Source organism: Microbacterium sp. AC035, assembly GCF_979258485.1.
In genome coordinates this window covers 1,991,677-2,014,537 of sequence record NZ_OZ409858.1, presented here as the reverse complement: position 1 = coordinate 2,014,537, position 22,861 = coordinate 1,991,677, and the positions used below count along the sequence as shown (strand labels likewise).

The 22,861-nt window shown below is 68.4% G+C and carries 25 protein-coding genes; 6 read left to right on the top strand and 19 right to left on the bottom strand.

Annotation, left to right across the window (positions count from 1 at the left end; genetic code table 11):
- Position 1: 1 nt before the first annotated feature.
- Positions 2–985: a cation efflux transmembrane domain-containing protein gene (locus ACZ0AA_RS09845; RefSeq protein ID WP_463512818.1), complete on the bottom strand. Its 984-nt coding sequence runs from the start codon at positions 983–985 to the stop codon at positions 2–4.
- Positions 982–1,470 carry a hypothetical protein gene (locus ACZ0AA_RS09840; RefSeq protein WP_463512817.1) on the bottom strand — a complete coding sequence of 163 codons (489 nt, stop codon included), beginning with the start codon at positions 1,468–1,470 and terminating at the stop codon, positions 982–984. Before ACZ0AA_RS09840 ends, ACZ0AA_RS09845 begins: the two co-directional genes overlap by 4 nt.
- Positions 1,471–1,586: 116 nt before the next feature.
- On the opposite strand from ACZ0AA_RS09840, the gene ACZ0AA_RS09835 reads away from it, so the two are divergent.
- Entirely contained in the window at positions 1,587–2,870 is a 1,284-nt protein-coding gene (locus ACZ0AA_RS09835; protein ID WP_463512816.1) for a hypothetical protein, read from the top strand.
- A 350-nt stretch (positions 2,871–3,220) separates the two neighbouring features.
- On the opposite strand, the gene ACZ0AA_RS09830 is transcribed toward ACZ0AA_RS09835, so the two are convergent.
- From ACZ0AA_RS09830 to ACZ0AA_RS09800, 7 genes are all read right to left on the bottom strand, one after another.
- On the bottom strand, positions 3,221–3,784 hold the full coding sequence (locus ACZ0AA_RS09830; protein ID WP_463512815.1) for a hypothetical protein: 564 nt from the start codon (positions 3,782–3,784) through the stop codon (positions 3,221–3,223).
- The gene (locus tag ACZ0AA_RS09825; RefSeq protein ID WP_463512814.1) at positions 3,781–4,491 is read right to left on the bottom strand and encodes a hypothetical protein; all 711 of its coding nucleotides are present in this window, start codon (positions 4,489–4,491) and stop codon (positions 3,781–3,783) included. Before ACZ0AA_RS09825 ends, ACZ0AA_RS09830 begins: the two co-directional genes overlap by 4 nt.
- 35 nt (positions 4,492–4,526) lie before the next feature.
- Positions 4,527–5,246, bottom strand: coding sequence for an endo alpha-1,4 polygalactosaminidase (locus ACZ0AA_RS09820; RefSeq protein ID WP_463512813.1), 720 nt, complete (start codon positions 5,244–5,246; stop codon positions 4,527–4,529).
- 92 nt (positions 5,247–5,338) lie between these two features.
- The gene (locus ACZ0AA_RS09815) at positions 5,339–6,034 is read right to left on the bottom strand and encodes a DUF899 family protein (RefSeq protein ID WP_463512812.1); all 696 of its coding nucleotides are present in this window, start codon (positions 6,032–6,034) and stop codon (positions 5,339–5,341) included.
- A 61-nt stretch (positions 6,035–6,095) separates the two neighbouring features.
- Positions 6,096–7,502 (bottom strand): MFS transporter, encoded by a 1,407-nt coding sequence (locus tag ACZ0AA_RS09810; RefSeq protein WP_463512811.1) that lies wholly within the window; start codon positions 7,500–7,502, stop codon positions 6,096–6,098.
- A 37-nt stretch (positions 7,503–7,539) separates the two neighbouring features.
- Positions 7,540–8,610: a carboxylate-amine ligase gene (locus tag ACZ0AA_RS09805; RefSeq protein ID WP_463512810.1), complete on the bottom strand. Its 1,071-nt coding sequence runs from the start codon at positions 8,608–8,610 to the stop codon at positions 7,540–7,542.
- 12 nt (positions 8,611–8,622) lie between these two features.
- Positions 8,623–8,889 carry a DUF7218 family protein gene (locus tag ACZ0AA_RS09800; protein WP_463512809.1) on the bottom strand — a complete coding sequence of 89 codons (267 nt, stop codon included), beginning with the start codon at positions 8,887–8,889 and terminating at the stop codon, positions 8,623–8,625.
- Between the two features lie 123 nt (positions 8,890–9,012).
- On the opposite strand from ACZ0AA_RS09800, the gene ACZ0AA_RS09795 reads away from it, so the two are divergent.
- Positions 9,013–9,177, top strand: a complete 165-nt coding sequence (locus tag ACZ0AA_RS09795) for a hypothetical protein (RefSeq protein WP_164481676.1) — start codon at positions 9,013–9,015, stop codon at positions 9,175–9,177.
- 45 nt (positions 9,178–9,222) lie between these two features.
- Here the strand turns inward: ACZ0AA_RS09795 and ACZ0AA_RS09790 are convergent, their stop codons facing one another.
- Positions 9,223–9,429, bottom strand: a complete 207-nt coding sequence (locus ACZ0AA_RS09790; protein WP_079113471.1) for a CsbD family protein — start codon at positions 9,427–9,429, stop codon at positions 9,223–9,225.
- Between the two features lie 213 nt (positions 9,430–9,642).
- Here ACZ0AA_RS09790 and ACZ0AA_RS09785 point away from each other — a divergent pair, with 213 nt between their 5' ends.
- On the top strand, positions 9,643–10,035 hold the full coding sequence (locus tag ACZ0AA_RS09785; RefSeq protein WP_400866456.1) for a hypothetical protein: 393 nt from the start codon (positions 9,643–9,645) through the stop codon (positions 10,033–10,035).
- A gap of 20 nt (positions 10,036–10,055) precedes the next feature.
- Here the strand turns inward: ACZ0AA_RS09785 and ACZ0AA_RS09780 are convergent, their stop codons facing one another.
- Positions 10,056–10,403, bottom strand: coding sequence for a hypothetical protein (locus ACZ0AA_RS09780; protein ID WP_463512808.1), 348 nt, complete (start codon positions 10,401–10,403; stop codon positions 10,056–10,058).
- Between the two features lie 311 nt (positions 10,404–10,714).
- On the opposite strand from ACZ0AA_RS09780, the gene ACZ0AA_RS09775 reads away from it, so the two are divergent.
- The gene (locus ACZ0AA_RS09775; protein WP_463512807.1) at positions 10,715–11,200 is read left to right on the top strand and encodes an FBP domain-containing protein; all 486 of its coding nucleotides are present in this window, start codon (positions 10,715–10,717) and stop codon (positions 11,198–11,200) included.
- A gap of 90 nt (positions 11,201–11,290) precedes the next feature.
- Positions 11,291–11,941 carry a Type 1 glutamine amidotransferase-like domain-containing protein gene (locus ACZ0AA_RS09770; protein WP_463512806.1) on the top strand — a complete coding sequence of 217 codons (651 nt, stop codon included), beginning with the start codon at positions 11,291–11,293 and terminating at the stop codon, positions 11,939–11,941.
- Between the two features lie 4 nt (positions 11,942–11,945).
- On the opposite strand, the gene ACZ0AA_RS09765 is transcribed toward ACZ0AA_RS09770, so the two are convergent.
- Genes ACZ0AA_RS09765 through ACZ0AA_RS09750 form a run of 4 tightly spaced genes read right to left on the bottom strand, consistent with a single transcriptional unit; the run spans position 11,946 to position 17,484 of the window.
- Positions 11,946–14,249: a beta-xylosidase/alpha-l-arabinosidase gene (locus ACZ0AA_RS09765; RefSeq protein WP_463512805.1), complete on the bottom strand. Its 2,304-nt coding sequence runs from the start codon at positions 14,247–14,249 to the stop codon at positions 11,946–11,948.
- Between the two features lie 49 nt (positions 14,250–14,298).
- Positions 14,299–15,189, bottom strand: a complete 891-nt coding sequence (locus ACZ0AA_RS09760) for a carbohydrate ABC transporter permease (RefSeq protein ID WP_295103432.1) — start codon at positions 15,187–15,189, stop codon at positions 14,299–14,301.
- Positions 15,186–16,208, bottom strand: coding sequence for a carbohydrate ABC transporter permease (locus tag ACZ0AA_RS09755; RefSeq protein WP_463512804.1), 1,023 nt, complete (start codon positions 16,206–16,208; stop codon positions 15,186–15,188). Before ACZ0AA_RS09755 ends, ACZ0AA_RS09760 begins: the two co-directional genes overlap by 4 nt.
- Positions 16,189–17,484, bottom strand: a complete 1,296-nt coding sequence (locus tag ACZ0AA_RS09750; protein WP_463512803.1) for an ABC transporter substrate-binding protein — start codon at positions 17,482–17,484, stop codon at positions 16,189–16,191. The genes ACZ0AA_RS09755 and ACZ0AA_RS09750 overlap by 20 nt, the downstream gene beginning before the upstream one ends.
- A 163-nt stretch (positions 17,485–17,647) precedes the next feature.
- On the opposite strand from ACZ0AA_RS09750, the gene ACZ0AA_RS09745 reads away from it, so the two are divergent.
- A complete protein-coding gene (locus ACZ0AA_RS09745; protein ID WP_400866437.1) occupies positions 17,648–18,646 on the top strand; it encodes a LacI family DNA-binding transcriptional regulator in 999 nt (332 codons plus the stop codon).
- Here the strand turns inward: ACZ0AA_RS09745 and ACZ0AA_RS09740 are convergent.
- The 4 genes from ACZ0AA_RS09740 to ACZ0AA_RS09725 are packed head-to-tail and all read right to left on the bottom strand — an operon-like array spanning position 18,624 to position 22,782.
- Positions 18,624–19,499: a PaaX family transcriptional regulator gene (locus ACZ0AA_RS09740; RefSeq protein ID WP_463512802.1), complete on the bottom strand. Its 876-nt coding sequence runs from the start codon at positions 19,497–19,499 to the stop codon at positions 18,624–18,626. The genes ACZ0AA_RS09745 and ACZ0AA_RS09740 overlap by 23 nt on opposite strands.
- Entirely contained in the window at positions 19,489–20,742 is a 1,254-nt protein-coding gene (locus tag ACZ0AA_RS09735; protein ID WP_463512801.1) for a kynureninase, read from the bottom strand. Before ACZ0AA_RS09735 ends, ACZ0AA_RS09740 begins: the two co-directional genes overlap by 11 nt.
- Before the next feature lies 1 nt (position 20,743).
- Positions 20,744–21,928 carry an amidohydrolase family protein gene (locus ACZ0AA_RS09730; RefSeq protein ID WP_463512800.1) on the bottom strand — a complete coding sequence of 395 codons (1,185 nt, stop codon included), beginning with the start codon at positions 21,926–21,928 and terminating at the stop codon, positions 20,744–20,746.
- Entirely contained in the window at positions 21,928–22,782 is an 855-nt protein-coding gene (locus ACZ0AA_RS09725) for a tryptophan 2,3-dioxygenase (RefSeq protein ID WP_400866425.1), read from the bottom strand. The genes ACZ0AA_RS09730 and ACZ0AA_RS09725 overlap by 1 nt, the downstream gene beginning before the upstream one ends.
- Between the last annotated feature and the right edge of the window lie 79 nt (positions 22,783–22,861).

Here is a 22,861-nt window from a genome sequence, read left to right as displayed (position 1 = left end):
GTCATTCCCGTCCGGAGGTGTCGGCCCCGTCCGGGATGCGGTCGCAGGGGACGATCACGATCTCCTGCACCTTCCAGTCGAGGTCGGTGATGCGCTCCGACAGATCGGTCGTCTGCCGCAGCGACACCTTCCCCTTGTGGGGCACGACGAAGGCCTCGATGTGGAAGACCTGGCCCTGATCCCGCATCCGGACCCCCGCCTCCTTCACCCACGGACGCGAGCGCATGGTCGAGAGCACATCCCCGGCGAGCGGATGCGGGTGCTTGCTGTCATAGGTCCTGGCACGCTGGTCCATCAGGTCGATCACCGCGGTCTTGGTGTTGCGCCATCCGTCCCAGATGATGCCGAGCGAGATCACCAGAGCGGCTGCACCGTCGAGCCACCACACGCCCAGGCCGACGCCGAGCACTCCGACGATCGAGGCGACCGTCGTCTGCCAGTCGGCTTTCGCCATGTCGGCGTCGGCGTAGAGCAGCTTGTTGTGCAGGACGGGCGCCAGCTTCGACTTGGCAGGTCCGTAGAAGAACACCGGCCCGACGATGACGACGGCCATGACGGCGACCATGAGCCAGCCGAGCCAGATCGTCTGCCCGAAGAGCTGCACGGTGCCGATGGTCGGATGCTCACCGGCGATCAGCCCGGTGACGGCTTCGATCGCCAGGTTGAGCCCGACGGCCAGGAGCGCGACCCCTGCCACGAGGTGTCCGATGCCCATCACCCGATGCAGCCCGTAGGGGTGCTTCACGGTCGGACGCCGACGCACGAACAACAGGGCGAGGAGGAACGCGAACTGAGGGATCAGCGACAGCATGTCCTCGATCCACGCCGTGCGCATCGCCTGCGAGTTGCCGACGACGAGCGCGATCACGGCGATCGTGACCGACGTGTAGGCGATCGTGAACCACTCCCACCGGATGGCTCGACGAAGAGCATCACGCTGCTCGTCGGGGAGTTCCGTCCGTCCGATCCTCGTCGGTGTCGTCACGACCCCACCTCCTCGTCGAGGTACCGCTCGAGTTCGCTCAGGAACTCGTTCTCGCCCAGGGGAACGAGCATCACGATCTCGCGGCCGTCCGCCCCGTCGATCCCGGGGTAGCCGCGGGTGACTCCCGCCTTGTCGACCCACGGGGTGTCTGCCGTGAAACCTCCGATCACGAGGTCGAGGTCACCGCGCTCGAGCATCCCGACCAGTGTCTCCTCCGAGCCCTGGGTCCAGTCGATGCTCGCGTCGGTGCTGTCGGCGAAGCCGCTCGCGAGATCGGGGAGACTGCCGGTCGGGGTCTCGCGGTCGGTGTCTGCGAGGCCGGGGTCGGCCGACACACCGACCCGCAGCTCGGATCCGGTCACGGATTCCAGAGTGCCGTCGGGGTCGGCGGGGATCGTCAGGCCGCAGCCCGACAGGCCGATCGCGAGCAGGAGCGCGGCCGCCGATGCGATGGCCCGACGAAGTGCCGGTGTCGATGCGTTCACGACGACATGATGCACTTCGCGCCGACGGCGCAGAATGCGGTTGACGCTCGCGTCAGCGGAGAGTATGCGGCTGTCAGGCGGTTCGTCGCCCGCCGCCGACCGGTACGGTAGGGCACATGTCACAGGCCCTCCGGACCTTCGGGCGCATCCTCGCGCGGCACTGGCCCGCGCTCATGGCCTGGTATCTCGGGGGTGAGGCTCTGCATCGCGTGCTCATCGAGTTCGCAGGTTTCGTCGGCGGTCACACCACGCTCGGCGGCCTGCTGCTGCTGCCGCTGGCGGTCGCCGCTCGTCTCGTCTCGTACGTCGCGATGTATCTCACGGTGCGGTCATCGCTGCCGCACAGCCGGAGGGAGGATGCGGGTGGCATCCGCGAATTCGGCTCAGCCACGCTCGCGGCGATCCTGCCGTTCTTCGCCTTCTACACCGCATGGGGTCTGCTCGACGCCGACCAGATCGAGTTCTTCCAGATCGCATTCGCCGTCGCGCTGTCCGAATCCGGGAACGATGCCACGCAGATCGGCGACCGCGGTGGAGTGATCTCGATCGGCGTGCTCCCCGTGACGGTGCTCGTGATCGCCCTCGCCGCTCGTGTGCTCCTCACCCGCTTCGCCGCCCGATTGCCGCGCTGGACCATCATCCTCGCCACCTATGCCGAGGTGCTGTGGACCTTCATGCTCTTCACGCTCGTCGCGCGCTGGTGGACGAGCGTGCTCGACTGGTTCGCCGATCGCCAGGCGGTCAGCTGGCTGCGGGGCTTCGGCGACTGGTTCGCCGTGAACCTCGAGCCCATCGCCGCGGTCTGGGAGGGAACGACCTGGCTCGTCGGCATCCTCGTCGCCGCGCTCATCGTCCCCGCCGCCTGGATCACGGTCGCCGGCGTGATCTACGGCACGACCTTCGACTCGACGCCGGCGTTCTCGCGCTTGGGTGGGGGAGCGGCCCGCGGCGCCGTGATGAGTGTCGCGCGCACGCTCGTGATGCGACTCGAGGGTCTCTGGGCGGCCGTCACGGTGATCTGGCGGGGCGGGCCGCTGCTCTTCGGCGCATACGCCCTGGCCTACGCGGCATGGGCCTTCGCCGAGCAGGCGGGAACCCGCGGGGTGCTGCTGCTCGTCGGCGGCCATGAACGGTGGTTCTGGGCAGGGGTCTTCCCGCTCATCACCGTCGCGATCGCGGCAGTGGCCGAGCCGCTGAGGGTGGCGATCGTCGCGACGGCGTATGACGGCGTCATCGGTCGCCCCCGCTCAGGTCTCGACACCCGGCCCTCAGGGGTCGAGGCGGAACCGGGCGAGGTCGTTGTCGCTCCCCTCGATGTCGAGGAGGAAGGGGCCGTCGGCGTCATCGGGAAGCAGGAAGGTCAGCAGGATGCGGTACGACGACGGCTCGGCCACGCATGAGCTCTCGCCCTCGTCGTAGGACACGTCGAGGTCGTCGCGAGAGCTGACCCAGGTCCGAGCCGAATCGATCTCGGTGAGCGTGGTCTGCCCGCACCGGTCGGCGGTGGACCCACCGGTCGACGCCAGCCGGACGCTGAGCGTCTGGGAGCCCTCCGGTGTCTCGAACTCATCCCACTCGGTGGAGCCGAGCGTGAGCGTCTGCCCCGCGAGGTCGACCGTCTCCTCGGCCTCTATCACGCGATCGGTGGGCCGGATGCTGGGCAGGATGTCGAGCCACACGGTGGCACCGAGCATGGCCACGGCGGCGATCGCCAAAGCGATCAGCGCCCGCCGCTGCCTCCTCCACCACTTCACGGCGCGCTCAGTTCAGGGTCGTCGAGCTCGACGCTCGGCGTGCGGGGAAGATCATGGAGGTCGATCTTGATCGCGATCCGATCGTCGAGCTCGGGAGTGAGATAAGAGGAGGTGAGCCGCAGCTCCGCCTGACCGGACGTGACATCGGGGGGCAGCTCGAAGGCCAGCGTGCCGACCGTGTCGATTCCAGCCCGCAGCGACTGCGTCCGCAACGACCCGCCCGGTCGTTCGCTCGCCTGGAACACGCGGTCGCCGACGGCCAGCGTCGCCAGATTTATGGCGGCGTCGACCTCGGTGCGTGCGGCCGAGGCGGTGACCGTCACGACGAGCCAATTGCCGTCCGCGCTCCAGTCGGAGTCCGCACCCGGCACGACGACCTCATCAGCGAAGGTCGCATCGGTCGCCGCGGCGATCAGAGTGCGTGACTCGACGGAATCGCCGAAGGATCCGCTCATCTCGATCGGTCCGATCACGTCTTCGTCGGTGGGGGTGATGGCGGTCACGGCACCGGCGGCTAGCACCAGCACGGCACCGAGCAGCCAGGGCGTCGCGCGTCTCATGGTGCCTCCTGCGCGGTGACGGTGATGCGTGCGCTGAGCGAGGCAGGGTTCCAGGTGATGACGCGCGATGAGATGAAGACCCTTCCGCGCGTCACCTCCACCTCGTGGACGTCGAGCGACACCGCACCGTCGGGGAACGCATCCTCGGGAACCGTCCAGGCGAAGGTGACCTGGCTGGGGACTCCCGGTTGCAAGATCACGACACCAGACGAGCCGTCGGCGCGCCACACGTCGACCGAGTCGGTCGCGGTGACGCCCTTCAGCTCGAGGAGGGGAGTGTCGGTGTTGACGAGTCCGGCGCTGACCCGGTCCGCGCCGGTGGTGCCCACCGGGATCGGCACATCCGAGAGGTTCTCCATCCGGGTGCTCATCACGAGGAACTTCTCGCCGGGCTCCGCCTCGAGCCCCTCCGACTCGACCTCGGTGGTGAACTCGGCGTCGAGCACGGTGATCGCATACATCGAGGTGCGCGCCTCGTCGTCGGGGCCGAGCTCGGTCGGCGACGCCTCAGCGCGCGAGAGCCCGCCCACCGCGGCGGCGACGATGACCATGGCGACCAGCGCTGCAGCCGCAAGCCAGATCCAGCGGGGGAGCTCGGCGACGGCGTGCGCCCAGCGCGAGAGGGCTGCGCGAACGACGGTTCGGGCACGCACTGCGGCAGGCACGGCGGATGGCGCCGCGCCGTCGTGATCCCCCGTCTCGCTCACGAGGTCAGCCTACCCAGGGGGTCGCCCGGAGGGGATCAGGAGCATGTCTCGAACACGTACTCCTGGTGCCCCGGCGTGACCAGGTCGCGATCCCGCAGCACCATCGATGCGGGCGCCTCGTCGTCGGCGCACATCTCGGCGAACGGCCGGGGCAGCTCGTCGGCATACTCGATGTCGATCACGGCGTCGCCATAGACGTCGGCGAAGGCTCCGCACTCCTCGTAGACGGAGCACTCCTCGACGACGGCGAAATCGAACCCGGCGCGCTCGCGCAGCAGGGGTGCATCCTCGGCGGCGTTCTTCTGCCCGGCGGCGAGCCCGGAGTCGTGCGCGACATCGACGAGCAACGTCGCAAGGGCGAGATTGTCGTCGAGTGCGAGCGCACCGTCGGAGCGGGTGTACGAGTCGAGGTTGTCGAACTCCACCGCATCGAATCCCGATTCGGCGCACCCCTCGATCCACGGACCGACGATCTCGGTGATGCGCTCGCGGCGGCCGTCGGTCGAGGTGTCGAGCAGCGCCTCATCCGGCCAGTCGGGGTCGAACACAGGCTCGCCGTCGCTCTGCAGCACGAGATCGTCGGGCCAGGTGCCGAGCTCGCCCGGCTGGGTCTGGAATCCGTTCACGTAGCAGATCGAGTACAGCCCCTCGGCGGGGTCGTCGGAGCGGTCGCGACCGACGACGCCGACACCGTCGGCGGGGTCGTACGCCCCGCCGAGCTGGTAATCGGGCGTTGCCCCCGCTGGTGGAGGCATGAAGGGCGCAGGCGGGTCGGAGATGGTCGTGACGCAGCCCGAGAGGGCGAGGACCAGCGCGGCGATGGCGGTGACCGCGACCGTCGCGCGCCTCAGTTGCCGGCTCCGTACAGTGCGGCGATCTCTTTCGAACCCATCCCTTGATCGTAAGTGCCGTGCTGGGGCCAGCCGGACGGGGAGTCCTCCCACTCCTCCTGCCGACCGTAGGGGAGGAGATCGACGAGACCCTGCAGCTGGCTCATGCGCTCGGTGCCGCGTCCGTTCGTGTGCCAGGTGCGGTACACGGTGTCGCCGTCGCGGAGGAACACGTTCACGCCGAAGCCCTCGTTCGGACCGGCGTCCATGTCGGTGCCGAACGTGCTGTCGGAGCTCGAGAACCAGGTCATGCGATTGCCCACCCGCTCGCGGTAGGCCAGCGCCTCGTCGATCGGGCCGTTCGTGACGATCACGAAGCGCGCGCCGTAGTACCGCTCGAGAAAGTCGAGCCGCGTGAACTGCGAGGTGAAGCCCGTGCACCCTGGGCACTGCCAGTCGTTGCCGTCGGTCCACATGTGGTTGTAGACGATGAGCTGGGGGTGCTCGCCGAAGATCTCGGCAAGCCGCACCGGTCCGTCGGCGCCGCCGAGCGTGTACTCGGGCAGTTCGACCATCGGCAGTCGCCTTCGCTGCGCCGCGATCGCATCGAGCTCTCGCGTCGCCGCCTTCTCCCGCACGAGCAGCGCATCGAGCTCGTCGCGCCACGTGTCGGCGTCGACGACGGGCGGAAGGGGCCTCTGGGTCGTGCTCACGGTGGACCTCCGGATGCTCGGGACGACGGTGCACCCAGTGTGCGCCCGCCCACCGACATCGTCAACCGATCGGCGAAGGGGTGCCGTCGACCGCCGGCGTCTCGACCTCATCGGCGGGATTGCGCCGGATGCCGATCCACGACACGACCCCACCGAGCACGAGCAGCACGGCCGTGAACCAGGCCGCGTTGTGGAAGCCGGCGAGATCGAGCGTGCCGCCGATGATGGTCGACAGCATCGCGACGACGAGCAGTCCGGCGACGCGCGAGACGGCGTTGTTGACGGCCGAGGCGATGCCCGAGCGCGACTCGTCGATGGCGCCGAGGATCGCCGAGGTGAGCGGCGCCACGGTGAGCGAGAGGCCGAGGCCGAGCACGATCATCGCCGGCAGCACCTGCCACCAGTAGTCGAAGTCCTCGCCGACGAGCAGCAGCATGAGGGCGCCGACGGCCATGATGAGCGGGCCCACGGTCATGAAGATGCGGGGACCGAACCGTCCGGCCCATGAGCCTGCCCGCGAGCTGACCAGGATCATCAGGATCGTCATCGGCAGGCTCGCGAGACCGGCCGCCGTGGCGGTGAGACCGGCGCCCTGCTGCAGGTAGACGCCCACGACGAAGCCGTTCAGCGACAGGGCGGCGTAGACGAAGAGGGTGGCGAGGTTGCCCCACGCGAAGTCGCGCACGCGGAAGAGCGAGAGCGGCATGAGCGGCGATGCCGAGCGCTGCTGGCGCACGAGGAACCAGGCGAAGAGCCCCGCCCCGATGATGCCGGGCATCCAGATGGCGGGGGACTGCCAGCCGAGGTTCGGCTGCTCGATCAGCGCGAACACGACTGCGCCGAGACCGATCGCGCACAGAGCGCCGCTGAGCCAGTCGACGCGCACTCCGCTCGGATGCTCCTGCAGCTTCAGGCGCGAGAGCAGCACGAGGGTGACGGCGATGGGCACGACGTTGATGAGGAAGACGAATCGCCACGAGAGGAAGTCGACGAAGAGTCCGCCGAGCAGCGGGCCGACGAGCTGTGCCGCGGTGGTGAACGCGGTCCAGACGCCGATCGCCCGCGACTGCACATCGGCGCGCATGGTGGCCGTGATCAGCGCGAGCGAGCTCGGCACGAGGAGAGCACCGGCCGCGCCCTGCGCCGCTCGCGCGATGATCAGGATGAGGGGATCGGGCGCGGCGGCGACCGCGACCGATGCCACGCCGAAGGCGATGAGCCCGATGCGCATCACGAGCACCCGCCCGTAGGCGTCCGACAGCGACCCCGCGAGCAGGATGAGCGCGCTGAGGGTGATGAGGTACGCGTCGACCACCCACTGCTGAGTGGTGATGCCGCCGCCGAGTTCCTCACTGATCGCAGGAAGGGCGACGGTCACCACGGTGCCGTCGAGGAAGGTCACGAACGACGCGAGGACGGCGACGGAGATCACGAGCCGCTGCAGCGGCGCGAAGCGAGAGGATGCCACAGGCCGACACTACTGCCGCCCGGGGACGTGCGGGCGATCAGGTGATCGTCGTGCTCGCGCGATACAGCTCGCGCAGACCCGCCGTGCAGCGCTCGGCATACGCCCTGCGCTGTCGCTCGGCCCCTGTGCCGTCGGCGCGGAGGCGGGCGATTCCCTCCGTGACGAAGTCCTCGTCGCCGAGCTGGCCGAGTGTCGGACGCAGCCGTTCGAGGAGTCCCTCGGCGATCGTCCATGCCGACTCGACCGCTCCGGTCACCGGGTCGACCAGCCGTGCATCCGTCCCATACCTCGCGGCGGTCCAGAGGGACGCATCGATCGCATCGGCACCGACGCCGTGGCAGTCGTCGAGGGCGTCGCTCACGAGCAGGGCACGGGTGAGGGCCACCGCGAGCAGCGTGTCGTCGACGGTCAGCTGCGCGTCGAAGACGCGAACCTCGACGGTGGGGAACCTCTCAGAGAGACGAACGGTCCACGACAGCGAGCTGGCCTCGGCGATCGCGCCCATCGAGACGAGCTGCTCGACGTGCGAGCGATAGTCGGTGAGATCGCGGAAGAGCGGGGGGCTCCATGAGGCGGGCAGGCGACGGATCAGGATGCTGCGCCAGCTCGCGAACCCCGAGTCCCGCCCATGGGCGAACGGGGCGTTGCCGGTGATGGCGAGCAGCGGAGGCAACCACGCGCGCACCCGGTTGACGACGCGGACGCGCTCTTCCTCCTCCGGCACCTCGACGTGGATGTGCAGTCCGTTGACCTCGTGCTCGCGGGTGATCTCGACCAGTTGGGCCGACACCGCGTCGTAGTGCGCCGAAGATGAGACCACGAGGCGGTTGGGTGAGATGAACGGGGTCCCCGTCGCGGCGACGATCGAACCCTGATCCGCGGCGACGTCGCCCAGCAGCCCTCTCGTATGACGCAGCTGCGACTCGGCATCCGCTCGCGTGAGGCACGGCTCGGTGGCCGACTCGAGCTGGCAGGTCAGATACTCCGGGGTGACCCCGGCGCCGGCCTCGCTCAGGATCCGCTCTCGCGTCTCGGTGCTCATGGCCGAGGGGACGAGTGTCTGCTCGTCGAGGAGGACGAACTCCTCCTCGACGCCGAACCGGGCCATCTACGCGGAGCCCTAATGCTCGCGCAGTGCCGAGATGAGCTCGGCCTTGCGCTTGCGGCTGTAACCGGTGAGGCCGATCTCCTTCGCGCGCGTGCGCAGCTCTTCGACGGTCCAGTCCTCGTAGTCGCCGTGTTCGCCGCCCCGTCGCCCGACCGTGCTGCGTCCGTCGCGCGCGGCGGCATTCGAGATGCGGGCGGCCTTCTCCTTCGAGGCACCGTCGTCGCGGAGCTCTTCGTAGAGATCCGGATCCTTCAGTGAGTTGTTCCTGCGTCCTGGCATGTCGTCTGCTCCTCTCGCACGGCGGGAAGGCCCGAGTCAAGGCCCTCGGGGCATGAGAATTAGCGGTCTAGGTTGGGTGACCGTAGATGGGCGCCTCCCCCGCGCCCCGAGAAGGGAAGACCGATGAACATCCTGCTGATCATCATCATCGTCGTCGCCATCATTCTGGCGATCACCGGCGGGCTCGTGCAGTCCCTGCAGTTCCTCCTGTGGGTCGGCCTGGTGCTGCTGGCCATCGCGGTCATCGCCTGGTTGATCCGAGCGATCTCCGGCAACCGCACCCGCTGATCCGCGCAGTGAGGCCCGCCCAGGCGGGCCTCACTCCGTCCGCGATCAGTCCCTGGAGCTGTCGCGCAGGTTGTCGCCGACGTTCTTGGCGGCGTCCTTCACGTTCTCGCCGGCCTGCTTGGCGGAGGCCTTCGCCTGGTCGCCGCGGCCCTCGGCTTCGAGCTTCTCGTTGTCGGTCGCCTTTCCGACGCCCTCCTTGATCTTTCCGCCAGCCTTCTCCGCTGCGTTCTTGATGTCGTCTGCTCCACTCATGGGGCTCTTCCTTTCATCAGTCGATCAATGTCCCTCCACCGTCGCACGGGCGGAGAATCCTGCACACGGGATTGACAACGACGAACACTCGTGACAGCGTCCGCGAGGCATCGACGTGGATGCCGCACACGACTAACCTGGCCCCAGGCGGGTGGTCCTGCCCGCTCTCACCTCGGCTGCGGTCGACGAAGGAAGCGGTAGAACATGGACTCGATGATGATGGGCGCCATGCGCTCGAACATGATGTCGATGCCCGACATGGCGATGATGGACATGTCCGTCATGCAGGCCTGTATGGATGCGTGTTCGGCCTGCGAGCAGGCGTGCACGGTGTGCTCGACGCAGATGATGGACTGCTCGCCCGCCTGCATGAACTGCGCCGACATGTGCAACACCATGATGCGGTCGATGATGCGGATGCAGGGCATGACCCCCGCGTCGATGATGGCGATGCTCGACGCCTGCATCGCGATGTGCCAGACCTGCATGGACGAGTGCATGCAGCATGCCGACAGCAGCGAGGTCTGCAAGATGTGCGCTCAGGCCTGCAAGGACTGCATGGACGCGTGCATGGCCGTCAAGGACATGATGATGGCGACCGCCTGAGCGCTCACCATCAGGGGCGCTCAGGCGAGCGCGACGTTGAACTGCGTGCGGCCGACGGCCAGCACGCCGTAACGCACGTGCAGGGCGACCGGCGTGCCCTCCGGGGCCTCGAGTGCGGCACCCGAGGCGTTCCACAGCGTGTGCGCGGTGCCGTCGAGGGCGCGCACGGTGAGTTCGCCCGTGGTCTCGTCGGCGTGCTCGACGATCGCGTCGGCCCATTCGCTCGGCGTGGCCGAGGCGATGCGCGCCTGGATCAGGTGCAGCGCGTGGCCGGCTGCGAACGAGGAGCAGGCGAAGCCGTGCCGGCACATGCACGCAGAACGCTCACGCACCGAGAGGGGCGAAAGGTGGTTCAGCGGCGTGGACACGGTGGTCTCCTTCATGAGCGGTCGTTCCGGCAAGAGTAGGTCGGCCTCGCGAGAGACGGAACCCGCGCCGACACGGTGTGAAACAAACGGGCGTAGACTCGCCGGGTGCTGTTGTCGAAAAGTGCTCTCCGGATCCCGGATAGAGCGCAGATGGGAGCCGTGGGCGCGCTCAGCGCCACGGACAGAGGCTGACGATCGGCCGGAGGCGGAACATCCCGTCCCCGGAACCGCGTCGTACCCGGCATCCGTCGTGATGCCGCCCTTCATTCCTCTTCCGCCGCCCTCTGCGGCCCACACGAAAGCACCGACCCATGCGTCCCATCGACGAGCGCACCCTGCGCGCCTCCTTCATCAACGCCTCCCGCAAGGAGGTCTCTGACATCTCTCTGCCGGCGGGCTTCGCCGACCTCGATTTCGAGAAGCTCGACTACTTCGGCTGGGTCGACCCCAAGCTCCCTCGGCGCTCGTACGTCGTCGCGTGGGTCGATGACGTGATCACCGGGGTGATCCTGCAGCGCGCCGAGCAGCGCGTGATCTCGCGGGCCCAGTGCTCGTGGTGCGAGGACGTCACCCTGCGCAACGACGTGCAGCTGTATGTCGCCCGCAAGGCGGGCGCTGCCGGTCGCAAGGGTGACACCATCGGCACCCTCGTGTGCACGGAGTTCGGCTGCTCGACGAACGTCCGGGTGCTGCCGCCCCTGGCCTACGACGGGTACGACCGCGAGCTCGCGCGCGAGCTGCGCATCCTCAAGCTGCAGGATCACGTCGCCGCGTTCATCACCTCCGTGAAGGGCTGACGCCCAGGGGCGGGTGACTGCAGGGCGCTCCGTGCAGGCACCCGCCCATGAGCATCGCCTGATGTCGCATGCCGTCCATACGATGAGCGGGTGAAGCTCCTTCTCCTCTCGCTCAATCCCGGCGCGCTGCGCTCGTTCCTCGACCCAGCGTCGTCGGCTGCGGCGCTCCGGATCGCCTATATCCGCGATGCCCAGGTCGCATATGCGGACGCGCCCTTCGTTCAAGCCGAACGCCGCGCCATCGAGGTCCTCGGTCACGAGCTCGTCGACATCACGGCCCGGCACACGACGCCATCCGACTTCGAATCGATGCTCGACGGCGTCGACGCGGTCTACGTGGCAGGCGGAAGCACCTTCGCCCTGCTCGAATCGCTCAGAGTCACGGGCAACGACGAGGTGCTCGTCAGACGCGTGCGCGACGGGCTGCCGTACATCGGCCTGAGCGCAGGCGCGATCATCGCAGGCCCCGACATCGCGCCGGCCTCTCTCATGGATGATCCTGCAGACGGTCCGTCCCTGACCGAGTTCACGGGCCTGGGCCTGATGGGCCGCACGGTGATCCCGCACGCTGACGGGATGCTGGCGCCCTACCCGCCCGCGCTCATCACCGAGACGGTCGCCAAGTACGGCTCGACCCACCAGCTGCTGCTGCTCCGGGACGATCAGGCGCTGCTGATCGAGGGTGATCGCGAAATGATGATCGACTCAGCGCCGGCGGCGGACGAGTCGGCAGAGGGCTGACGCTTCACACGATCTCGAGCCGTGCCACCGTCTCCTCGTCGTCGCAGGAGCCTCCGACCCACAGGCGGATGACGCCGGGCTCGACGCGCTTCACACCGTCGAGACCCGTGAAGGCGAGCCGGTCGATCGGCACGTCGAATTCGACGAGAGCCTCGGCACCGGGCGCGAGGGCGACCCGTCGGAAGTCCAGGAGCTGCGCGAGCGGGCGGGTCACACTCGCGACCTCGTCGTGCGCATACAGCTGCACGACATCCGTCGCAGCGACTTCGCCGGTGTTGCGCACGCGCACCGCCGCCCGGAAGGACTCGCCGGGTGCGACCGACGCGGGGGCGACGAGCTCGTCATGGGCGAAGGTCGTGTAGCTCAGGCCGAAGCCGAAGGGCCGCACCGGGGTGGAGTCGGCGCTGGTGACATCGGTGCGTCCGCCGAGCACAGGGTGCAGGTACGAATACGGCTGCGCCCCGGCCGACCGCGGCAGCGACACCGGCAGTCGCCCGGACGGTGCGACGCGACCGCTGAGCAGCCGGGCGAGTGCGGGGCCGCCCTCCTCGCCGGGGAAGAACGTCTGCAGCACCGCCGCGGGGATCCCCGCGGACGCCGCGTTCGTGGAAGCCGAGGCATCGACCGCTCCGAGCCCGGTCATGGTCCCGGCGGCGCCCGCGCGAGCCGGCAGAGCCCAGTCGAGCACGTAGGGCCGGCCGGTCATCGCGATCAGGATCACCGGAGTGCCGGTGGCGACGACGGCCTCGACCAGCTCACGTTGCACGCCGGGGAGTTCGAGATCGTCGACGTCGTTGCCCTCGCCGACCGTGCCTCGTCCGAAGAGTCCGGCGCGGTCACCCACGACGACGATCGCGACATCGGCGGCTGAGGCGGCCTCGACGGCGGCGGGGATGCCGGAGCGGTCGGAGCCCTCGACCTCGCATCCGATGGTCGAGGTGATCTCGGCTGCCGGGAACTCGTCGCGCAGCGATCCGGTGACTGTCGGCAGGTCGATGCCCGCCGGAGTCCCGGGGTGATGAGCGAGCACGTGGTTGACGAACGAGTAGCAGCCCATCAGTGCTTCGGCGCTGTCGGCATTGGGGCCGATCACCGCGATCCGCGAAGTCGTCGTCGGCGTGAGGGGGAGCGCACCGTCATTGCTGAGCAGCACGATCGACTCCTCGGCGAGGCGCCGAGCGAGCGTTCGATGCGCGGCCGGGTCGAGGTCGATCGCGGTCGGAGGGGTGTCGAAGTCGGCATCCAGAAGTCCGAGTTCCTCCTTCTGCGCGAGCACGCGGCCCACGGCCCTGTCGAGGATCTCCGAAGAGAGTCGGCCGTCGCGCACCTGCTCGGCGAGCGTGACGAAGGCGTCGGGCGACGGCAGCTCCACGTCGATTCCCGCGGTGAGCGCGACCCTGGCCGCATCGGCAGAATCGGCAGCCGCCCGGTGCATGCTGTGCAGGAAGTCGACCGCGAAGTAGTCAGACACGACCACTCCGTCGAAGCCCCAGCGATCGCGCAGGATGCCGGTGAGATAGCGCGCGTCTGCGGTGACGGGCACGCCGTCGATGTCGACGTAGGAGTTCATCACACTGCGGGCGCCACCCTCGTGGATCGCCATCTCGAACGGCGGGAGCAGCACGTCCTCGATCTCGCGCAGACCGGCGCTCACGGGAGCGTGATTGCGTCCGGCCTTCGAGGCGGAGTATCCGATGAAGTGCTTCAGCGTCGCGTGCACTCCCTCGGACTGCAGGCCGCGGACATACGCCGTGCCCACCCGGCCGACGACGAGCGGATCCTCGGCGATGCACTCGTCGACCCGGCCCCAGCGGGGGTCGCGGATGACGTCGAGCACCGGAGCGAGGCCCTGATGGATCCCGAGCGAACGCATCGATGAGCCGACCGCCCGGCCGACCTCTTCGACGAGCTCGGGGTCGAAGGACGCGCCCCACGCGAGCGGTGTCGGGAAGGTCGCCGCCTTCCACGCGGCGAGCCCCGTCAGGCACTCCTCGTGAACGATGGCCGGGATGCCGAGTCTGGTCTCCTTCTGCAGTCGGCGCTGCTCGGCCCACAGCCACCCAGCCCGTTCGACCGGGTCGACGGGGCGGGTTCCGTACACGCGGGTGAGGTGGCCGATCCCGTGTGCGGAGGCATCCTCGTAGCGCGTCGAGCTCTTCTTCTCGCCCGACATCGGGGCGACCACTTCGACGCCCTGGTCGACCCAGAAGCCGACGAGCTGCGCCTGCTTCTCGTCGAGCGTCATGCGAGCCAGGAGGGCCTCGACGCGGGGCGAATGAGCGGCTGAGCCGGGGGACTGCGACATCATGTTCTCTTTCTCGTTCTCGTCGGCGTGGGGTGTCGCGACGGCGACCGCATCAGCCCTTGACAGCACCGGTCAGCCCTCCCACGATGCGCCGCTCGAACAGGCTGAAGAAGATCAGCGCCGGGATCATCGACAGCGAGGTGAAGGCCAGCACTTTCGCGGTGTCGACCGAGTACTGCGAGGCGAAGGACTGCACCCCGAGTGGCAGCGTGAACGCGGAGGCATCGTTGAGGATGAACAGCGGCAGCAGGTATCCGTTCCAGCTGCCGATGAACGCCAGGATGCCGGTCGTGATCACTCCCGGCAGGGAGAGCGGCAGCACCATCCGCCAGAAGAATCCGATGCGACTGCATCCGTCGATGAATGCGGCCTCTTCGATCTCGTCGGGAATCGCCCGGAGGAACGGCACGAGGATGATGATGGTCGTCGGCAGCGCGAAGGCGATCTGCGGCAGGATCACTCCGCCGAGGGAGTTCATCAGACCGAGACTGCGCACCACGATGTACAGCGGGGTGATCGCGACGGTCAGCGGGAACATCAGGCCCGCGGCGAAGAAGGCGTACAGCACGCCGCGGCCTGCGAAGCGGTATCGAGCGAGGACGTATGCCGCCATCAGCGCGAGAGCGACGGTGCCCACGGTGGTCGCGAGGGCGACGATCGTCGAGTTGCCCACGAGCCGCCAGAACACGTCTCCGGTGAGGACATCGAGGTAGTTCGACACCACCCAGGGAGAAGGGAACCCCGACGGGTCCGTCGTGATCTGCGCGTTCGTCCGGAACCCGCCGGTGATGATGTATGCGATGGGCGCGAGCATCAGTCCGACGGCGATCAGCGCGACGAAGTACACGGTCGGATGCGCCCACGGGAGCTTCGGCTTGGCGGTTCGACCCGGGCGTCCGAGACGTGCGGGTCGCTGGGTGACGAGCACCGAGGTGGCGGTCATCGGACGTACTCCTTCTGTGTGGCGTCTGCACCGGAGCCGGCGTCTGCGCCGGGATCCTGCGGGACGGCCTCCTGCGACGCGCGCGACCGGGAGCCGCGCTTGCGACCCGAGGCGCCGGTGAGGGCGCCGTCGGTGTCCTTGCGCAGCACCGCACGCTGATAGATGAGGGCGACGACGAGCGAGATGAGGAACAGGACGACCGCGACCGCGTTGCCGTAGCCGTAGTTGCCGGCGTTGCGGCCCTCGGAGACCATGTAGGTCGCCATGGTCGACGTGCCCGCGGTGGACGCGATGTACTGGCCCCAGATGATGTAGACGAGGTCGAACAGCTGCAGTGAGCCGATGATCGACAGGAACGCCCAGATGCGCAGGGTCGGCGCCAGGAGCGGCAGAGTGATGCGCCACTGGATCTGCCAGTAGGACGCGCCATCGATCGCCGCCGCCTCGTGCAGCTCCTCCGGGATTCCCTGGAGGCCCGCGAGGAACAGGATGACCGCGAAGCCGATGTACTTCCACGTGATGATGGCCATCAGCGTCCAGATCGCGATGCCGGGATCCGACAGCCAGTCGGTGGCGAGGAACCCGAGGCCCATGTTCGTCAGCATCGCGTTGATCGCGCCGTTGGTCTGCAGCATCAGGCTCCACCCCGTGCCCACGACGACCTCGGAGATCACGTACGGGACGAAGATCAGCACGCGGATCAGCGACTGGCCGCGCATCTTGCGGTTGAGCAGCAGCGCCAGCACGATGGCGATCGGGCCCTGGAGCACGAGAGAGAACACCAGGATGAAGCCGTTGTGCGCGAGCGCATCATGGAACAGCGGATCCTGGAGGATCGTGAGGTAGTTCTTCAGCCCGACGAAGTCGGTGGGAGGACCGTAGCCCTGCCAGCTGAAGAACCCGTAGTACGCCGCCATCAGCACCGGGAAGATGACGAAGGCGAGGAACACGAGCAGGGCGGGCCCGGCCAGAAGGATCACTTCCAGCCGGGCACGCATGTCACGCTTTCGCTGCGGCATCCTGCACAGCCTTGACGAGGTCTTCCGCGCTGCTGTTGCCGGCGAGCAGGTCGACCACGGCGACGTTCAGCGCGTTGCCCACGTTCTGGCCGTAGACCGTGTCGAGCCACTGCGTCGCATACGGAGCGGCGTTGTACGCCTCGAGGATCGTCTGCAGGTAGGGCTCGGTGACGGCCTCCTGTGCGACGGTGTTGACCGGCGGCGCGTTGAAGGCCTTGTAGTACGCGGTCTGCACATCCGAGGTCCCGATGTAGTTCAGGAAGTCGACGCAGGCGTCCGGTGCATCCACCGAGCACGAGTAGCCGTCGACGCCGCCCATCATCGAGCCGGGTTCTCCGTCTCCGCCCTCGACTTCGGGGAACGGGAACCAGCTCAGGTCGGCCAGCGGCTTCTGGTCAGGGGTGAGCGAGCCGATGACTCCGGGGTTCCATGCGCCCATGAGCTCCATGGCGGCCTGGTGGTTCGCGATGAGCCCGGCGGAGCTGCCCGCGCCCTGCTGTGCGGGAGTCGTGAGGAAGCCCGAGTTGAAGGGCTCGGTCTCGGCGAACGACTTCAGGTCCTCGCCGGCGCGCACCCAGCACTCGTCGCTGAAGTCCATCTCGTCCGCGGCCTTGGCGAGCGTGTCCGAGCTGCACTCGCGCAGAGCCAGCCAGTAGTACCAGTGCGCTGCAGGCCAGGCGTCCTTGGCGCCGAGGGCGATCGGATCGATCCCTTCCGCCTTCAGCGCCTCGGTGGCGACTTCGAGCTCCTCGAGGGTCGTCGGGTTCTCGGTGATGCCGGCCTGGTCGAAGAGGTCCTGGCTGTAGAAGAGGCCGCCGGGGAGCACGGCGACGGGCATGGCGTAGATCTTGCCGTCGAGGCTGTTCGCCTTGTACGAGGCATCGGGGATCTCTTCTGCGGCGGGGCCCGAGACCGCGTCGGTGAGGTCCTTCAGCTGGCCGGCCTTGACCATGGCGGCCATCTTGCCGCCACCGCGCTGCAGGAAGATGTCGGGGGCGTCTCCTGAGTTGAGGGCGGTCTGCAGCTTGCCGTCGAGATCCTCGTTCTGGATCGATTGGATGTCGATCGTGACGCCCGGATTGTCCTTCTCGAAATCTGCGACCGTCTGTTCCCAGAAATCCACTCCCGGGCCGGTGGTGGAGTTGTGCCAGAGGGTCATGCTGGTGTCGCCGCCATCGCCGGTGCCGGACGAGTCTGCCGTGCAGCCCGAGAGCGCGAGCGCTCCGACGGCCATCGCTGCGACCGCGGAGGCGAGGGGGAGCCTTCTGCTGTTCATGTGATCGTTCTCCTCATCGAGTTGCGCGCCGCGTCACTGCGGGGCGCCTGCGGACGCTCAGGTGAGACCGCAGTGGCATGAGTCTCCGGCGGGCGGGCCCAATCGTCAAACGTTTTCGAAAACAGTTTCCATCGCATTCCTCGGGCGGCTACGCTGGCGTCTCATGGGGGCACGCACGACGATCCATGACGTCGCGAAAGCGGCGGGGGTATCTGTGTCGACCGTCTCGAAGGCGGTGAACGGCCGGTACGGGATCGCGGATGCCACGGTGCAGCGGGTGCTCGACGCGGTGAAGGAGCTCGGCTACGAGTCGAGCCTCGTGGCGAGCAGCATGCGCGCGCGGCGCACCGGTGTGATCGGCGTGCTGCTGGCGGACTTCGAGCCCTTCAGCGCCGAGATCCTGAAAGGCGTCGGCTCTGCCGTGCACGACACGGCGTTCGATCTGCTCGCGTACAGCGGCTCCAACCTCGGCGCGGGCGACGGATGGGAGCGCCGATCCCTGAGCAGGCTCTCCGGCACGTTGATCGATGCGGCGATCATGGTCACCCCCACGGTCGTCAGCGCCGGCACCGAGATCCCCGTCGTCGCGATCGATCCCCACACGGGTCGGGCTGATCTGCCCACAGTCGAATCCGACAGCTTCGGGGGCGCGCTCGCCGCGACCAGGCATCTGATCGAACTCGGCCACCGCCGCATCGGGTTCCTCGCGGGCCGCCCCGACCTCAGATCCGCCGGGCTCCGAGATGCCGGCTACCGCAGGGCCCTGTGCGACGCGGGCATCCCGGTCGATCCCTCACTCGTCGGCGTAGGCCGTTACGAGCTCGACGCGACGAGGGAGTCCGCCCGGATCATGTTGAGCGGTGAATCCCGGCCGACGGCGATCTTCGCCGCGAACGACCTCTCGGCGATCGCGGTGATCGACGTCGCGCACGAGCTCGGTCTGCGCGTGCCCGACGATCTCTCGGTGATCGGGTTCGACGACGTGCCGGAGGCCACGAGAAGGGCGCTCCCGCTCACGACGATCCAGCAGCCGATGCGCAGGCTCGGGGCTGTCGCGGCCGACATGGTGTTCACCCTGCTCTCGGGGCAGGAGATCGACGAGATGCACGTGATCCTGCCGACGCGGCTCGTGGTGCGGGCTACGACCGCGCCGCCGCGGTGACCTGGGTCGAGGCGGTGTGCGTCGAGGTGACGTCGCGCACGCGCTGCCACGCGGCATCCGATACCTCTGTCGACAGCCTCAGGAACTCCGCGACGCTGCGCCTGCCCGGCCAGTCCGCCGGCAGCATCGAGGGCGGCAGACCCGGATCGATGTAGGGCAGCACGCGCCAGCGGTCGATCAGCTGCACGTAGGCGGCGAACGGCGCGGAGGGAAGCGTCGCGAGCGAGGACTGGAACTCGAGGTGTTCGGTGCGCAAGGTGTCGAGGTCCCACCAGTCGGCGGCCGCCTGCGGCAGTGTGCGCGCGGTCGTCGGGGCGCCGGCCTGGAACAGCGTGACCCACTCGCTGGCGTCGAGGTCGTCGACGATCTCGAGAACCTCGTCCTGCAGATGCCCGGGGCAGATCCACAGCGCGGGAGACACGACGCCCGCCCCGATCCACTGCAGGCGGCGGCGAAGCTGGTGCCTCGTGGCGCGGGCGGTCTCGGGCATCGAGAACGAGATGAGGCACCAGCTGTCGGCATCCGTCATCTCGCGCATCTCGAAGATGCGCCGATCGCCCCGCTCCAGCATCGTGACGGCATCGGGATTCAGTCGATAGCCGACCGCGTGCCTGCGTTCGGCGAGCAGCAGGCCCTTCTGCTTGAGGCGGGTGACGCCGGTGCGTGCCTGCGCCGGAGGAATTTCGAGATCGCCCGCGAGCGCGACCAGGTCGGCCGCCGAGATCCAGCCGCCGAGCGGTCGCAGATACAACCCCACCAGAGTGCGCAGCATCGATGCCGTGCTGCCCGGTCGCGCATCGATGTCGTCGAGCACGGGGCCTGCGGGCGCCTGCTCAGCGGGGTCAGCGGTCATGCGACTCCAGGGCGTCGCGCACGGCGAGGACGCCGGTGAGCGTCTCGACGTACGAGGTGCTCAGCGGTGAGAGCCCCAGGCGGATGCCATCGGGAAAGCGGAAGTCGGGGATGATGCCGTCGGCCCACAGGCGCTGCGTCACGGCCCGGAAGTCAGGGTGGCCGATCGTCACGTGGCTGCCGCGCAGTGCAGCATCTCGCGTGCTCAGCAGCCGCACGCCGAGGGGCGCCAGCACCTCGTCATACGCACGCACGGCGAAGTCGGTGAGTGCCAGTGACTTCTCGCGGACGGCCTCGATCGACGCCTGCTCGATGAGGTCGAGCATCCCCTGCATCGCGAGCATCGAGGTCACGGGCGGGGTTCCGCTCAGCAGCTGCCGGATGTCGCCGGCCGGCACGTACTGCGGTCCCATCGCGAAGATGTCCGCGGCGCTCCACCAGCCCTGGATCGGCTGGCGCAGCACGCCCTGGTGCTCGCGCCGCAGGTAGGCGAACGCGGGGGAGCCGGGGCCGCCGTTGAGGTACTTGTAGGTGCACCCGACCGCCATGTCGACGCCCCAGGCGTCGAGCTGCATCGGGATCACTCCGGCCGAGTGGCAGAGGTCCCACATCATCAGCGCGCTGACCTCGTGCACGGCGTCGGTGATGCCGGGCATGTCTGCGAGGGCACCGGAGCGGTAGTCGACGTGGCTGAGCGAGACGAGGGCCGTGCGTTCGGAGATGGCGGCGACGACATCGGCGATCTGCACCCCGAGCACCGGGTCGGGCTCGATCCAGTGCACCGTCATGCCGGTCTCGGCGGCGACGCCCTCGGCCATGAACCGGTCGGTGGGGAAGTTGCCCGCCTCGATCACGAGCTCGGTGCGCGAGGCGTCGGCGGTCGCGGCGGCGCGCATCAGCTTGTAGATCAGCACGCTCGTCGAGTCGGCCACGACCGTCTGTCCAGGCTCGGCGCCGAGAGTGAGGCTGCCGATGCGGTCGCCGAGCTCCATGGGCAGCGCCATCCACTGCTCGTCCCACGAGCGGATCAGTCGGGTGCCCCAGTCGTCGCGCACGAATGCGGCGAGCTTCTCGGGCGTCTCCTTCAGCGGGCGTCCGAGCGAGTTGCCGTCGAGGTAGGCGCCGACCCCCGGAGCCTCGGCGAACGCGTCGAGGTGGGCGTGCAGCGGATCGGCGGCGTCGAGGGCGCCGGCGAGGTCGAGGAGCGAGCGTTCGATGGTCGCGGCGTCGCGGATGTCGGTCATGTCAAGCCTTCAGATCGGCGCTGGTCAGCGGTCGGGCGAGTGTCGGGTCGGCGTCGATGCCGGGTAGTGCGAGGAGCAGTGCAGCGGTATCGAGGGGGTTCTGCGGGGCGAGCGTGCGGAGCAGGTCGATGCCTTCGAGGCCGGCGTCGCGCAGCGAGGTGAGCTCGGCGGGGTTCAGACCGACGGGCGTCGGGCCGTTGCCCATGTCGGTGCCGTAGAGCACGGTGCCGCCGGCGGCGTGGAAGCGACGGACGTTGTCGACTGCGGTGACTCGCTCCGCGCTGTCGGCGTCGTGGATCGCGAGAGTCGAGACCCAGGCGACGGATGCGGCCTGTGCGACGACCTCGTCATCGTCGAGCCGCTCGGTGAACGGGGCGTGTGCGAGGCGGGTGGCGCCGAGCCGAGCGGCGCGCTGCGCTTCTCCGGTGCCTTCGGCATGCGCGACGACCGGGAGCCCGCGTGCGGCGGCGGCCCCGACGATCGCGCGGAACAGCTGGTCGCTGAAAACAGGGCCGGCGGTGGCGTTGCTCGCGACCTTGATGCAGGATGCGCCGGCATCCGCCAGCTCGGCCACAGCGCGTTCGGCGGCTGCGGTGTCTGCGATCTCGCGGAAGGACCCCTCCGGCGCCCAGTCCCGGTCGCTCGGGTAGCCGCCAACCGGAGTGAGGAATGCGCCGGCGAACTCGACCGAGACGGGGTGCGTGGTCGGGTGCGGGGCCGTCCCGTGCGGGGTAGTTGACCCGTGCGGGGCCGTCGACCCGTGCGGGGTCGTCGACCGGTGCGGGGCCGTTATCTCGTACGGGGTCAATAATGCACCGGAGAACGTCGATTCGGATGCGTTTTTGGCCCCGCTGGGATCAGCAGATGCGTTTCTGGCCCCGCCCGAGTTCGCGCACGGGTTCTCGGCCACGCGCATCGTCGCCGAGAGGGCGGCGAGGACGGCCGGGTTCGCGCCCAGATCTGTGACGCGACTCAGCGCCGACGCGTGCAGCAGCGTGTGGTCCACGAGCTGCAGGTGCACGTGGTGGTCGGTGAAGCCGCCGACGATCACGCCGTCGAGCCTCGGCAGACCGGAAGAGCGCAGATCGGATGCCGGCGACTCGTCGCGCAGCAGCATCCGTCCGTCGATGATCTCGATGATGCCGTCGCGCCATTCCTCGCCATCGAAGAAGGTCGCTGCGTTCATCAGCTGCCGATCTCGGTGCGCACGGTGTAGAGCTCGGGGAAGAACGTCAGGTCGAGGGCGCGCTGCAGGAAGCCGACTCCGCTCGAGCCGCCGGTGCCGACCTTCATGCCGATCGTGCGCGCGACGGTCTTCAGGTGGCGGAAGCGCCAGAACTGGAAGTTGTCTTCGAGGTCGACCAGGTCTTCGCACGCTTCGTAGAGGTCCCAGTGCTGCTGGTGGTTCTGGTAGATCTCACGGATCGCAGGCACCAGTTCGGGGGTCTCGCGGTAGGGGAGGCGCACGTCCCGGTCGAGGATCTCGGCAGGGATCGGCAGGCCACGCCGCGAGGCGTAGCGGAGGAACTCGTCGTAGAGCGTGGGCTTGTGCCACTCGGCGGTGAGCAGCGCGAGGTTGGCGGGGTGGTCGCTGAAGACGCTGAGCATCTTCTCGTTCTTGTTGCCGAGGGCGAACTCAACCGCGCGGTACTGCACCGACTGGAAGCCCGAGGAGTTGCCGAGCGCTCCGCGGAACTGCGCATACTCGGTGGGGGTGAGGGTCGCGAGGATCGCCCACTGCTGCGTCATCACGTCTTGGATGCGCTTGACCCGGGCCACCCGCTTCAGTGCCTCGCGCAGGTCATCGCTCGCGAGCAGTTCGCGGGCGGATGACAGCTCATGCAGCAGCTGCTTCAGCCAGAGCTCGGTGGTCTGGTGCTGGATGATGAACAGCAGCTCATCGTGGTGCTCTGGAACGCTGACCGGATTCTGCGCGGTGAGCAGCTGGTCGAGCGAGAGGTAGGACCCGTAGGTCATCCGCCCGGACAGATCGGTGACGATGCCGGCCTCGAGCTCGCGCTCGTTGTTCTCGGAGGTCATGGGTCGCTTCCTGTCGTGACGGACAGGGCAAACATATAACAATCGTGTCGAGCGTCACAATAGTGAAATGTCTTGCGTG

Bases quoted from the DNA above. Each gene is read 5' to 3' on its own strand.
- ACZ0AA_RS09790 (WP_079113471.1), bottom strand. From the start codon at position 9,429: ATGAGTGGAGCAGACGACATCAAGAACGCAGCGGAGAAGGCTGGCGGA.
- ACZ0AA_RS09755 (WP_463512804.1), bottom strand. From the start codon at position 16,208: ATGCCGCAGCGAAAGCGTGACATGCGTGCCCGGCTGGAAGTGATCCTT.
- ACZ0AA_RS09760 (WP_295103432.1), bottom strand. From the start codon at position 15,189: ATGACCGCCACCTCGGTGCTCGTCACCCAGCGACCCGCACGTCTCGGA.
- ACZ0AA_RS09750 (WP_463512803.1), bottom strand. From the start codon at position 17,484: ATGAACAGCAGAAGGCTCCCCCTCGCCTCCGCGGTCGCAGCGATGGCC.
- ACZ0AA_RS09740 (WP_463512802.1), bottom strand. From the start codon at position 19,499: ATGACCGCTGACCCCGCTGAGCAGGCGCCCGCAGGCCCCGTGCTCGAC.
- ACZ0AA_RS09830 (WP_463512815.1), bottom strand. From the start codon at position 3,784: ATGAGACGCGCGACGCCCTGGCTGCTCGGTGCCGTGCTGGTGCTAGCC.
- ACZ0AA_RS09745 (WP_400866437.1), top strand. From the start codon at position 17,648: ATGGGGGCACGCACGACGATCCATGACGTCGCGAAAGCGGCGGGGGTA.
- ACZ0AA_RS09730 (WP_463512800.1), bottom strand. From the start codon at position 21,928: ATGAACGCAGCGACCTTCTTCGATGGCGAGGAATGGCGCGACGGCATC.
- ACZ0AA_RS09835 (WP_463512816.1), top strand. From the start codon at position 1,587: ATGTCACAGGCCCTCCGGACCTTCGGGCGCATCCTCGCGCGGCACTGG.
- ACZ0AA_RS09805 (WP_463512810.1), bottom strand. From the start codon at position 8,610: ATGGCCCGGTTCGGCGTCGAGGAGGAGTTCGTCCTCCTCGACGAGCAG.
- ACZ0AA_RS09725 (WP_400866425.1), bottom strand. From the start codon at position 22,782: ATGACCTCCGAGAACAACGAGCGCGAGCTCGAGGCCGGCATCGTCACC.
- ACZ0AA_RS09785 (WP_400866456.1), top strand. From the start codon at position 9,643: ATGATGATGGGCGCCATGCGCTCGAACATGATGTCGATGCCCGACATG.
- ACZ0AA_RS09735 (WP_463512801.1), bottom strand. From the start codon at position 20,742: ATGACCGACATCCGCGACGCCGCGACCATCGAACGCTCGCTCCTCGAC.
- ACZ0AA_RS09795 (WP_164481676.1), top strand. From the start codon at position 9,013: ATGAACATCCTGCTGATCATCATCATCGTCGTCGCCATCATTCTGGCG.
- ACZ0AA_RS09765 (WP_463512805.1), bottom strand. From the start codon at position 14,249: ATGATGTCGCAGTCCCCCGGCTCAGCCGCTCATTCGCCCCGCGTCGAG.
- ACZ0AA_RS09820 (WP_463512813.1), bottom strand. From the start codon at position 5,246: ATGCCTCCACCAGCGGGGGCAACGCCCGATTACCAGCTCGGCGGGGCG.
- ACZ0AA_RS09800 (WP_463512809.1), bottom strand. From the start codon at position 8,889: ATGCCAGGACGCAGGAACAACTCACTGAAGGATCCGGATCTCTACGAA.
- ACZ0AA_RS09775 (WP_463512807.1), top strand. From the start codon at position 10,715: ATGCGTCCCATCGACGAGCGCACCCTGCGCGCCTCCTTCATCAACGCC.